11 protein-coding genes are annotated in these 11,261 nt (G+C 71.4%); 7 read left to right on the top strand and 4 right to left on the bottom strand.

What is annotated here, in order from left to right; translation table 11 throughout:
* Positions 1 to 12 precede the first annotated feature (12 nt).
* On the top strand, positions 13 to 1,197 hold the full coding sequence (locus BUE48_RS17500; protein WP_012853839.1) for an acyl-CoA dehydrogenase family protein: 1,185 nt from the start codon (positions 13 to 15) through the stop codon (positions 1,195 to 1,197).
* Between the two features lie 113 nt (positions 1,198 to 1,310).
* On the opposite strand, the gene BUE48_RS17495 is transcribed toward BUE48_RS17500, so the two are convergent.
* Positions 1,311 to 2,285 carry an aldo/keto reductase gene (locus tag BUE48_RS17495; RefSeq protein WP_286990569.1) on the bottom strand — a complete coding sequence of 325 codons (975 nt, stop codon included), beginning with the start codon at positions 2,283 to 2,285 and terminating at the stop codon, positions 1,311 to 1,313.
* 240 nt (positions 2,286 to 2,525) lie between these two features.
* Here BUE48_RS17495 and BUE48_RS17490 point away from each other — a divergent pair, with 240 nt between their 5' ends.
* The 6 genes from BUE48_RS17490 to BUE48_RS17465 all read left to right on the top strand — a co-directional run bounded on the left by BUE48_RS17490 (position 2,526) and on the right by BUE48_RS17465 (position 8,176).
* Complete coding sequence (locus BUE48_RS17490) at positions 2,526 to 2,681, top strand: hypothetical protein (RefSeq protein WP_012853837.1); 156 nt, start codon at positions 2,526 to 2,528, stop codon at positions 2,679 to 2,681.
* Between the two features lie 124 nt (positions 2,682 to 2,805).
* Positions 2,806 to 3,699, top strand: coding sequence for a VOC family protein (locus BUE48_RS17485; RefSeq protein ID WP_286990568.1), 894 nt, complete (start codon positions 2,806 to 2,808; stop codon positions 3,697 to 3,699).
* Positions 3,700 to 3,704: 5 nt separating this feature from the next.
* A complete protein-coding gene (locus BUE48_RS17480) occupies positions 3,705 to 5,177 on the top strand; it encodes an FAD-dependent oxidoreductase (protein ID WP_286990567.1) in 1,473 nt (490 codons plus the stop codon).
* A gap of 3 nt (positions 5,178 to 5,180) precedes the next feature.
* Entirely contained in the window at positions 5,181 to 6,068 is an 888-nt protein-coding gene (locus BUE48_RS17475; RefSeq protein WP_286990566.1) for an LLM class F420-dependent oxidoreductase, read from the top strand.
* Positions 6,065 to 6,532 carry a nuclear transport factor 2 family protein gene (locus tag BUE48_RS17470; protein ID WP_012853833.1) on the top strand — a complete coding sequence of 156 codons (468 nt, stop codon included), beginning with the start codon at positions 6,065 to 6,067 and terminating at the stop codon, positions 6,530 to 6,532. The genes BUE48_RS17475 and BUE48_RS17470 overlap by 4 nt, the downstream gene beginning before the upstream one ends.
* Before the next feature lie 24 nt (positions 6,533 to 6,556).
* Complete coding sequence (locus tag BUE48_RS17465; protein WP_012853832.1) at positions 6,557 to 8,176, top strand: AMP-binding protein; 1,620 nt, start codon at positions 6,557 to 6,559, stop codon at positions 8,174 to 8,176.
* A 282-nt stretch (positions 8,177 to 8,458) separates the two neighbouring features.
* On the opposite strand, the gene BUE48_RS17460 is transcribed toward BUE48_RS17465, so the two are convergent.
* The 3 genes from BUE48_RS17460 to BUE48_RS17450 form a co-directional block, all read right to left on the bottom strand.
* Positions 8,459 to 9,253: an SDR family NAD(P)-dependent oxidoreductase gene (locus BUE48_RS17460; RefSeq protein ID WP_012853831.1), complete on the bottom strand. Its 795-nt coding sequence runs from the start codon at positions 9,251 to 9,253 to the stop codon at positions 8,459 to 8,461.
* Between the two features lie 582 nt (positions 9,254 to 9,835).
* Positions 9,836 to 10,081 carry a hypothetical protein gene (locus tag BUE48_RS17455; protein WP_012853830.1) on the bottom strand — a complete coding sequence of 82 codons (246 nt, stop codon included), beginning with the start codon at positions 10,079 to 10,081 and terminating at the stop codon, positions 9,836 to 9,838.
* Complete coding sequence (locus BUE48_RS17450) at positions 10,078 to 11,238, bottom strand: 3-ketosteroid-9-alpha-monooxygenase, oxygenase component (RefSeq protein WP_012853829.1); 1,161 nt, start codon at positions 11,236 to 11,238, stop codon at positions 10,078 to 10,080. The genes BUE48_RS17455 and BUE48_RS17450 overlap by 4 nt, the downstream gene beginning before the upstream one ends.
* Positions 11,239 to 11,261 lie beyond the last annotated feature (23 nt).

The following is an 11,261-nucleotide window of genomic DNA, read 5'->3' as shown; positions in this document are numbered from 1 at the left end:
GGAGAGTGGGCGATGGCCAAGCGCGTGCTAGACGCGATCATGGAACACGCCGAGGAGATCCGCGAACTCGGCCCCGTCAACGAGCGGCTCGGCAAGCTCGACGACAAGGCCGCCAAGATCCTGCGCGACGCGGGGATGATGCGGATGCTGCAGCCGGCGACCTACGGCGGCATGGAGGCGCACCCCCGCGAGTTCGCCGAGACGGTGATGGGCATCGCCGCCCTGGACGGCTCCACCGGCTGGGTCGCCGGCATCGTCGGCCTGCACGCCTGGGAGATGGCCCTGGCCGACCCGCGCGTGCAAGAAGAGGTCTGGGGCGACAACCAGGACACCTGGATCGCCTCCCCGTACGCGCCGCTGGGCATCGCCCGCCCGGTCGACGGAGGCTACATCTTCAACGGCCGCTGGCAGTTCTCCTCCGGCACCGACCACTGCGACTGGATCTTCCTGGGCGGCATGCTCGGCGACGCCGACGGCAACATCGCCCAGCCGCCGACCTCGCTGCACCTGATCCTGCCCCGCTCCGACTACGAGATCGTCGAGGGCACCTGGGACGTGGTGGGCCTGTCGGGCACCGGCAGCAAGGACATCATCGTCCGCGACGCCTTCGTCCCCGAGTACCGGGTGCTGAAGTACCACGATGTGATCGAGGGCATCCAGGCCGAGCGGGCCGGGCTGACCAACCCGCTCTACCACGTGCCGTTCACCGCGATCTTCCCGCTGGGCATCTCCTCGGCGGTGATCGGCATCACCGAGGGCGCGCTCGCCGCCCACCTGGCCTACCAGCGCAGCCGGGTGCAGATCACCGGCACCAAGGTCAAAGACGACCCGTACGTGCTGTACGCCATCAGCGAGGCCGCCGAGGAGATCGCCGCCTCCCGCATCACGATGCTGGACTACATCTCCCGGCTGTATGACAAGGTCGCCGCCGGCAAGAAGATCACCTTCGCCGAGCGCGCCGCGGCCCGCCGCACCCAGGTCCGCTCGGCCTGGCGCGCGGTGCGGGCGATGAACGAGATCGTGCTGCGCTCCGGCGGCAACGGCATGCGCATGGACAACCCCATCCAGCGGTTCTGGCGGGACGCCCACATGGGGTTGGTGCACGCCATCCACGTGCCCGGCGCCGTCTACCACGTCTCCGCCCTGACCGACATGGACATCGAGCCCCCGCTGGGCCCGATCCGCTCCATGATCTGAAAACCCGCGCCGGCCCCGGCGCCACCGGACGGGGCCTTCGCCATGAGGACTCTCCCGGACCGGCCCCTCGACCGGCCCGGGACCGTCCCGTTTGCGGCCGGTTCGTGACGGCCTCAGTCCCAGGTGGGGAGCATGCCCTCCGGGTAGCGGGCGCCGAAGCCGCCGTCGGGCAGGATCTCGGCGATGCGCTCCAGGTCGGCCCGGCTCAAGACGAGGTCGGCGGCGGCGACGTTCTCCTCCAGGCGCTTGGGGCTGCGGGTGCCGGGGATCGGCACGACGTCCTCGCCCCGGGTCAGCAGCCAGGCCAGCGCCAGCTGGGCGACGGTGGCGCCCTTGGCCGCGGCCAGCTCGGCCAGGGCGCGCGTGGCCTCCAGGTTCTTTTCGTAGTTGCCGGGCTGGAAGCGCGGGTCCCAGTGGCGGAAGTCGGAGGGGTCGTACTCGGGGCCGGGCTTGGCCGACCCGGTCAAAAAGCCCCGGCCCAGCGGTGAGTAGGCCACGAACCCGATCCCCAGCTCGCGCAGGACGGGGAACAGGGCCTCCACGTCGCGTTCGAACAGCGAGTACTCGGTCTGCAGCGCCGACACCGGGCAGACGGCGTGCGCCCGGCGGATGGTGTTCTCACCCGCCTCGCTCAGCCCGAAGTAGCGGACCTTGCCGGCCTCGATCAGCTCCCCGACGGTCCCGGCCACCTCCTCGATCGGCACATCGGGATCGACCCGGTGCTGGTAGAGCAGGTCGATGACGTCGGTGCCCAGGTGGCGCAGGCTGTTGTCGACGACCTGGCGGATGCGCTCGGGACGGCTGTCCAGCCCGCTGGGACGCGTGCCGGTGAAGTCGAACCCGAACTTGGTGGCGATGACCACCTCGTCGCGGACCGGGGCCAGCGCGGCCCCCACGATCCGTTCGTTGGCGCCCTGCCCGTACAGCTCGGCCGTGTCGAAGAACGTCACCCCCAGCTCGTGGGCCCGGCGGATGGTGGCCTCGCCTTCCTTTTCGTCCGAGGGGCCGTAGGCGATGGAAATGCCCATCGCGCCGTACCCCAGCTCCGACACCACCAGCCCCTGCCGGCCGAGAGCCCGCTGTCGCATGTCCGCTTCCCTTCACCGCGCCTGTCCTGCCCGCTGATGTTAGAGACCCTTGATGTGCCCGCCTCACGCGAGATCTCCCGGAAAGAACGGGTACCGTCCGCGCTCGGGCAGGGGGCGGCGGGGGCTCCGTGGGATCGGGCACGGGCGGATGGGGGCTTGCGGCCGGGAGGGTCGCCGCCCACGGCGGGCCGGCCGGGCCGCGATCTTTTTCCGGGGACGGATTCCGCGTCACCGTCCTGCATGGGCGTTGCCGCATCACAGGAGTTCATCACCAGGTACGACGAGGTGGGCAACGAACCGGCCGCCGGTGTGCGCGCCGTCTCCACCACGCTGGAGGAGTTCGCCCGCGAAAGCGCCTTGGGCGGCGCGGCGTCCCCGGTCCGGGACTCTCACTGAGCGGGAGGACGGGCGCGGCGAGCAGGCGGTTTTGAGAGCTTGAGCACTGGCGGCCGGAGGCTCGACCGCGACATCGAAGATGGATCGAGGACGCACAGTGACGTTGATCCGAGGACTTGGCTATGTGAAGGTCCAGACGCGCCACATCGAACGCTGGCGCGAACTGGCGATCGAAGGACTCGGCTTCGCCGAGGGCTCCGGACCGGACCCGGACGGGCTGTACCTGCGCATGGACGAGCGCCGCTACCGCCTGGCGGTGCTGCCCGGCGACACCGACCGGGTGCTGGCCGTCGGCTGGGAGGTGCGCGACCAGTACGCGCTGGCCGCGGTCCGCGAGGCGGTGGAGAAGTCCGGCACGGACGTGACCGTGCTGTCGCCCAAGGAGGCCGCCGAGCGGGACGTCGAGCAGGCCATCGCCTTCAAGGACCCCTCCGGCACCCCCGTGGAGGTGTTCTTCGGCCCCGTCCTGGACCACAGCCCGCTGCGCACCCCGCTGGCCCACAGGTTCGTCACCGGCCCGCTGGGCATGGGCCACGTGGTGCTGCCCACCCCCCGCGCCGAGGAGCTGACGAACTGGTACTGCGAGGTCCTCGGGTTCCTGCCGCGCGGTGCCATGAAGGTCAGCGCCGCCACCCCCGAGCGTCCGTTGCGCGTCCGCTTCCTCGGCGTCAACCAGCGCCACCACAGCCTGGCCATCGCCCCTGCCCCGCACGACGGCGACCCGGGCCTGGTGCACATCATGGTGGAGGTCGAGGACCTGGACACCGTCGGCCGGGCGCTGGACAACGTCACCCGGCTGGGCTTTTCGATCTCCTCCACCCTGGGCCGCCACACCAACGACAAGATGGTCTCCTTCTACGTGCGCGCCCCGGGCGGCTGGGACATCGAGTACGGCACCGACGGCATGCTCGTCGACGAGACGTACTACACCGCCGAAGAGATCACCCGCGACAGCTACTGGGGCCACGACTGGTCGGGCTCTGAGCCGCTGGCCGCGTTCATCCCCCCGACCAAGTGATGCCGATGAGCTCTGTGGAACCGATCGGCGTCCGCGAAGTCGGCGCCTTCGACCACGAGTGCGACGTGCTGGTGGTCGGGTTCGGCTGCGCGGGCGCCGCGGCCGCCTTCGAGGCGGCCAGTGCGGGCGCGAGCGTGCTGGTGCTGGAGAAGGCCGGCGGCCCCGGCGGGGCGTCGGCCATGTCCGGCGGGGAGCTGTACCTGGGCGGCGGCACCGAGATCCAGAAGGCGTGCGGGTTCGACGACGACCCCGACAACATGTACGCCTACCTGGAGGCGGCGCTCGGCCCGCACGTCGATGCCGCCAAGCTGCGGCTGTACTGCGATGAGAGCGTGGAGCACTTCGAGTGGTTCCGCGCCCGCGGCCTGACGTTCAACCCCAGCCTGTTCGACGCCCCCACCTGGATGCCCTACACCGAGGACGGGCTGATGTGGCTGGGGGAGAACGCCTGGCCCTACAACACCATCGCCCGTCCAGTCCCGCGCGGCCACCGCCCGGCGGCCAAGGGCTTCGGCGGCCGGCTGCTGATGGAGAAGCTGACGGCCGCCGCCACCGCCGCCGGCGCCGTCACCCACGCCGACACCGCCGCCACCAATTTGGTGCTGGACGACGACGGCCGGGTGGCCGGGGTGGTGGCGCGCAAGTACGGCGAGCGGGTCACCTACCGGGCGCGCAAGGCGGTCATCCTCACCACCGGCGGTTTCGTCGACAACGACGAGATGCTCGCCCACCACGCCCCGGTGCTGCTGGGCCACGACAAGGTCAGCGACGGCAACAGCGACGGCTCCGGCATCCGCATGGCCACCGCCATCGGCGCCGCCACCCGCCGCATGAGCGTGGTGGAGGCCGCGCTGACCGCGCTGCCGGCCGTGGTGGTCCGCGGCATGCTGGTGGACGCCCTCGGCCGCCGGTTCATCAACGAGGACGTCTACCCGGGCCTCTACAGCCACCGGGCGCTGCTGCACCAGCCCGCCCCCTACTGGTCGATCATCGACGAGGAGGGCTTCGAATCCATCCCCGAGTCCGAGCGGTGGGGGGTGCGGCCCAAGTACGCCGCCGAGACCGCCGCCGAGCTCGGCGAGGAACTGGGCATGCCGCCCGGCGCGCTGGAGACCACCATCGAGATCTACAACCGGCACGCCGAAAAGGGCGAGGACCCCTACTTCCACAAGGACCCCAAGTGGCTGCGCCCGCTGCGGGGCCCGCTGGCGGCGATCGACCCGGCCGAGGGCTTCTTCCCCGGTGAGCGGGACCGCGGCAGCAAGGGCACCGGGGTCAACGGGTTCACCCTCGGCGGGCTGCACACCAACGTGGACGGCCAGGTCCTCAACAACTCCGGCGAGCCCATCGCCGGCTTGTACGCGGCGGGCCGGGCCTCCTCCGGCATCCACGGCGAGGGCTATGTCAGCGGCACGTCGCTGGGCGACGGCACGTTCTTCGGCCGCCGCGCCGGACGCGCCGCAGCGGGAGAGGACTGAGGCGTGAAATACGCCGTCCTGGCCCCCGTCGCGGCGGGCGTGACGGCCGACCCGCAGTGGATCGGCCGTTACGCCCGCCACGCGGAGGCCTGCGGGTTCGAATCCATCAGCGTGGTGGAGCACACCGTCGTCGCCGCCGGCTACACCAGCACCTACCCCTACGACGCCTCCGGGCGCATGGACCTGGCCGACGACCTGGACATCCCCGACCCGCTGGACCTGCTGGCCTTCCTGGCCGGCTGCACTAGTCGGATCGGGCTGGCCACCGGCGTGCTGGTGCTGCCCAACCACCACCCGGTGGTGCTGGCCAAACGGGCCGCCACCGTGGACCGGCTCTCGGGCGGGCGGCTGCGGCTGACCGTGGGCATGGGCTGGATGCGCGAAGAGGTCGAGGCCTGCGGCGCCGACTTCGCCACCCGGGGCCGCCGCGCCGACGAGCAGATCCAGGTCATGCGCAAGCTGTGGGCCGACACCGCGCCGCACGGCGCCGACCACGAGGGGGAGTTCTTCCGTTTCAAGAACGCGATGAGCTACCCCAAACCGGCCCGGGCCGGCGGCGTGCCGATCCACATCGGCGGGCACAGCCGCGCCGCGGCGCGGCGGGCCGGCCGGCACGGCGACGGCATCCAGCCGCTCGGCGTGACCGGGGAGGCGCTGCGCGACCTGCTGAAACTGATGCGCGAGGAGGCCGAGCTGGCCGGACGCGACCCGGACGCCCTGGAGGTGACGCTGGGCCACTCGCTGGCCCGGATCACCCCCGAGAAGGCGCAGAGACTGGCCGAGCTGGGCGCCGACCGGATCGTCCTGCAGCCGACCCCCACGCGCGACCTGGAGCGGGCGCTGGAGGAGCTGTCGGCGTGCGCGCAGCGGCTCGGGCTGACCGCCCCATGAGGCTGAGCACCGGCGACCGGGTCGAGCTGGCCGACCTGGTCGCCCGCTACGCCCTGCATGTGGACCGGCGGGACCTGGCCGCCCTGGCGGGCCTGTTCACCGACGACGCCGTGCTGGTCCTGCCCGACCCGCCCGAACGGATGGGGCCGGTGCTGGTCCACCGCGGCTGGGAGGAGATCGCCCGCGTGATGTCGTCCCTGGAGGTCTTCCCGGTGACGATGCACGCCCTGGCCGGTCAGGTGTTCGACCCCGGCCCCGAGCCGGGCACCGCCACCGGCTCGGTGGCCTGCACCGCCTGCCACCTGTCGGAGCGGGACGGGACGGTCGTGAACCTGGCGTGGCATCTGCGCTACGCCGACATCTACCGCCGCCAGGGCGGCGCCTGGCGGATCGCCCGCCGCGAACTCCACCTGGAGTGGATCGAGACCCGCCCCGTCCGCCGGTGGCGCGGCGATTCGCGGTGAGAGCGCAAGAGGAGGGGAGAGGACATGACGGCGGGCAGGGCGCTGACCGACGACGGCCCCGAGCACCCGGTCACCTTCGCCGAGCTGGTCGCGGCCAGGGCCGACGACGACCGCACGGGCCTGTGCTATGAGGACCGCACCTGGAGCTGGCGCGAGGTGATCGCCGAGGCCCGGCTGCGCGCCGGCCTGGCCCGCTCGCTGCGCCGCTCCGACGGCCCCTGGCATGTGGGCCTGTTCCTGGAGAACGGCCCCGAGCACCTGTTCTGGATGCTGGGCGCCGCGCTGGCCGGGATCCCGGTGGTGGAGCTGAACCCCACCCGGCGCGGCGCGGAACTGGCCCGCGACATCACCCACACCGACTGCGGCGTGCTGGTCACCGAGACCGAACGGGCCGTGCTGCTGGACGGGCTGGTCCCCGGCATCCCCCGGCTGGTCACCGACACCGACGCCTACGCCGAGAAACTCGCCGACGCTCGCCCGCTGCCCGCCGGCGGCCCCCCGATCGACCCCAAGACGATCTTCTCGCTGGTCTTCACCTCCGGGACGACCTCGGCGCCCAAGGCCGTCATCTGCAGCCAGGGCCGGCTCGGCCGCATCGCCGTCCAGCAGGCCCAGCGCCGCAACCTGACCGCCGAGGATGTGTTCTACGTCGTCATGCCGATGTTCCACTCCAACGCGATCATGGCGGGCATCGCCCCGGCGGTGCGCACCGGCGGGCGGCTGGTGCTGCGGCGCAAGTTCTCCGCCTCCGGCTTCCTGCCGGACGTCCGCCGCTACGGGGTGACGTTCTTCAACTACGTCGGCAAGCCCCTCAGCTACATCCTGGCCACCCCCGAGAAACCCGACGACGCCGACAACCCGCTGCGCATCGCCTTCGGCAACGAGGCCGCCCCGCGCGACATCGCCGCCTTCGCCCGCCGCTTCGGCTGCACCGTCATCGACTCCTACGGCTCCAGCGAAGGGGAGATCCGCATCGTCCGCGTGCCCGGCACCCCGCCCGGCTCGCTGGGCGTGGCCGACGAGGGCGTCATCGTGGTGAACCCCGAGACCGGCGAGGAGTGCCCGCGCGCCCGCTTCGATGAGAACGGCACGCTGCTCAACCCGGATGAGGCCATTGGCGAGATCGTCGACACCAAGGGCGCCGCCAAGTTCGAGGGCTACTACAACAACCCCGAGGCCACCGCCAAGAGGATCCGGGGCGGCTGGGTGTGGTCCGGCGACCTGGCCTACCGCGACGCCGAGGGCTTTTGGTACTTCGCCGGCCGCGACAGCGACTGGCTGCGGGTGGACGGGGAGAACTTCGCCGCCGCCCCCGTGGAACGCCTGCTGGCCCGCCACGAGGCGTTCTTGGAGGTGGCGGTCTACGCCGTCCCGGACGAACGCGTCGGCGACCAGGTCATGGCGGCGGTGGTGCCGGCCCCCGGTCGCACCTTCGACCCGGCCGCCTTCACCGCCTTCCTGCACGCCCAGCCCGACCTGGGCACCAAGTGGGCGCCCCGCTACGTCCGCATCATGACCGAACTGCCCCGCACCCCCACCAACAAGGTCATCAAACGCCCCCTGCGGGCCGAGGCCTGGCACACCACCGACCCCGTCTACCGGCGAATCGGCAAGACCTACGACTACGAACTCATGCCCCGCTGAACGCCCGCGGTTGAAGTGACGCCGCTCCGGCGCGTGCCGTCTGCCCCATCGTGAGGCGGGGACGCTTCCACACTCGGCGGCAAGGCAGACGGCCGGCGTGAGCGGTGTGCGCGACCGCGAAAAGCAGCCGTCCCGGCCCGACCCGCGACGCTTCACCCGGCGGGAATGCCGCGAGCACCTGGAGGCCGGGCGCCGGATCGGGCCCGGTGAACCGGCCGGCCGCTCATTGAGCCTCAGAGCGCCGCGGGGCGGGGGCGGCCGCCCCCGCCCCGCGGGCGGGGGTCACTTGGCCGGGGGAAGCATGCGCTGCATGGCCGCGTGGGCTCCGGCGACCAGCTTGGCGCGGGGGAAGCCGCTGCGCTTGACGGCGGCCTCGTAGTTGCCGCCGGCGACCCAGACCGGGCCGTCGGACAGGTGCTCCAGGCCCTCGCGGGCCACATCGTCGGGGTCGGCGACGTTCAGGCCCGGGATGTCCATGTTCAACCCGGCGCGTTCCATCGCCGGGGTGCGGGTGACGCCCAGCACCAGCTCCAGCACGTCCACCCCGTGGTCGCGCAGCTCCAGCCACAGGCCCTCGGCGAAGACGCGGCTGAAGGCCTTGGCGGCGGAGTAGACGCTGATCTGCGCCTGGCCCATGTAGCCGGCCAGGGAGCCGACCAGGATGATGCCGCCGCGGCCCCGCTGCTTCATCAGCGCGCCGAAGTGGTGGGTCAGCGACAGCTGGGCGGTGATGTTGAGGGCGATGACGTCCTGGAAGCGGTCCAGGTCGCCGGTGACGAACTCGTGCCCGTAGCTGTTGGCGCCCGCGTTGAAGATCAGCAGCCCGACCTCCAGGTCGTCGGTGACCTCGCGGATCGCCTTGAGCGGGTCGGGGGAGACCAGGTCCAGCTCCAGGGTGCGCACCTGCACCCCCTTGGCCCGCACCTGCTCGGCGGTCTCGGCCAGCGGGCCGGGCTTGCGGGCGATCAGCACCAGGTTCACGCCCGCGTCGGCCAGGCGGTGGGCGAAGCGGGCACCGACCCCTTCCGAGCCTCCGGCGATCACGGCCCAGGGCCCGTAACGGTCCTTGTCGATCATCACTGTCCTTCTTTGTCCGGCGTCGGGACCGGGCGGCGCCGTGCGCTGCCCGCCGTCCTCAAGCGGAAACCTCGAGCGGAACTCGAACAGAAGCGGTGCAGGCCGGTCGCGGGCGCCTGCACCGAGCCTTTTCAAGCACGAGGGCCGGGGCGATATCCGAGGCCCGCCGGTCACGGCATCGTCCCCGACCGCGACGCACCCCGCGGGCGATCTGCGGGAACGGCGCATTGAAAAAGGCTCACCGGTTGGGAGGGCACCGCCGGCGGTGCCGGTCTCGAAAGGGGAGGCCGGGCCGCTGCGGCGATCTTCAAAAGGCCCGGCCGCGTGCGGCGGGGCCGCGCCGAAGTCCCGCCCTCGGCGCTCGCGGCGGCGCAGGCCTTGAAGACGCGTCTGCCGGGACGCCCCCGTGGCGTTCACCGGGCCGCGGGCTCGGGCCTCGCCGGCGACATCAGGGCATGCCAAAGGAACATCGGTGCCGAACCCGGCGGTGATCCCCCGCCCGGGTCCGGCTCTGCGACCCGGCGGGCGACGTCCCTCCCCGTCCCGTCGCCCGCTCCGGACATCGGCACCGGCCGGCGCGCGTCACTCCTCGACGATCTTGATGGCGCCGTTCAGCGCGGCCTCCTGGATCGCCGACATCAGCGCCGGGCACGTGTTCCAGCGGTCCTCGGCCAGGCTCGGGCAGGCCGAGGCGGCCTCGGCGTTCCACTGGATGCTGGTCTGCTGCCAGCTGGCCTTGCGCACCAGCACCTCGCCGTCGCACCGCCGGCAGCGCACCGGCTGCATCGGCACGCCGTCCAGCAGGCGGTTGTCCTCGCGGATCCTCACGCCGGCTGCCCCTGCGCGGCGGCCTTCTGGCGAGCCAGGTTCTCCTCGGCCTCGCGGGTCCATGCCTCCACCGGACGGGTGGTGTCGATCTCGTACTCGAACCGGTCGGTCATCTCCGGGGTGACGTCGGCGACGTCCACGTAGAACTGCTGGTACCAGCGGCGCAGCTGGTAGACCGGGCCGTCCTCCTCGCACAGCAGGGGGTTGTCGATGCGGGCCTTGTGCCGCCAGATCTCGATGTCCTGCTCAAAGCCCTTGAGGATGAAGCGCGACAGCCGCTGGGCGACCTTCTCGGCGGCGTCCCCCTTCAGCTTGGGGTGGCGCTGCACGATGATCCCCGAGTGCAGCACGAAGGAGTTCTGGTCGATCGGGTAGTGCGAGTTGATCAGCACCGACTCCAGGTCGAAGCCCTCGTAGTGGTAGGTCAGCTCGTCGATCATGAACGACGGCCCGTAGTAGGACGCCACCGAGGTGTTGCCGAGCATCTTGTTGCCGTCGGCGTCGGGCTTGGCGATGTCCGGGCGGCTCTTGCCCTTCATGATCTGGGTGGCGATGTGGCCTTCGAAGATGTTCTTGAAGTAGACCGGGAAGGAGTAGTGCACGTAGAAGAAGTGCGCCATGTCGACGACGTTGTCGATGATCTCCCGGCAGTTGGTGTGGACGATCGTCTCCGTCCACAGCCAGTCGGTCCAGTCCTCCTGCCCGACGCCCTTGATGCGGGGGATGGTGACCTCCGGAGGAGGCGGGTTGCCCTCCGGGTCGTTCCAGATGAACAGCAGCTTGTCCTGCTCCATCGTGGGCCAGGCGGCGGTGCGGGCGCGCAGCGGGACCCGCCGGGAGTAGGGGATCTTCTTGCAGCGGCCGTCGCCGCCCCAGCGCCAGTCGTGGAAGGGGCAGGCGATCTCGTTGCCCTTGACGGTGCCCTTGGACAGGTCGCCGCCCAGGTGCCGGCAGTAGGCGTCCAGCACGTTGATCTTGCCGTCCTCACCGCAGAACACCACGAGCTTCTGCCCGAAGGCGTTGACGGTGTGCGGCTTGCCGTCCTTGAACTTCTCAGCGAGACCCAGGCAGTGCCATCCCCGGGCGTAGCGGTCGGGAATCGCCTCCGCCTCGATGACGCGGATCGCGTCGGACTCGGTCGCGGTCACGTGGATCATCCCTTCAAAGGGCGGATTGCTTC

The organism is Thermomonospora sp. CIF 1, from assembly GCF_001896795.1.
Taxonomy (GTDB): domain Bacteria; phylum Actinomycetota; class Actinomycetes; order Streptosporangiales; family Streptosporangiaceae; genus Thermomonospora; species Thermomonospora curvata.
Note: the sequence above shows the minus strand (reverse complement) of the source record. Positions and strands in the feature narration are given on the sequence as shown.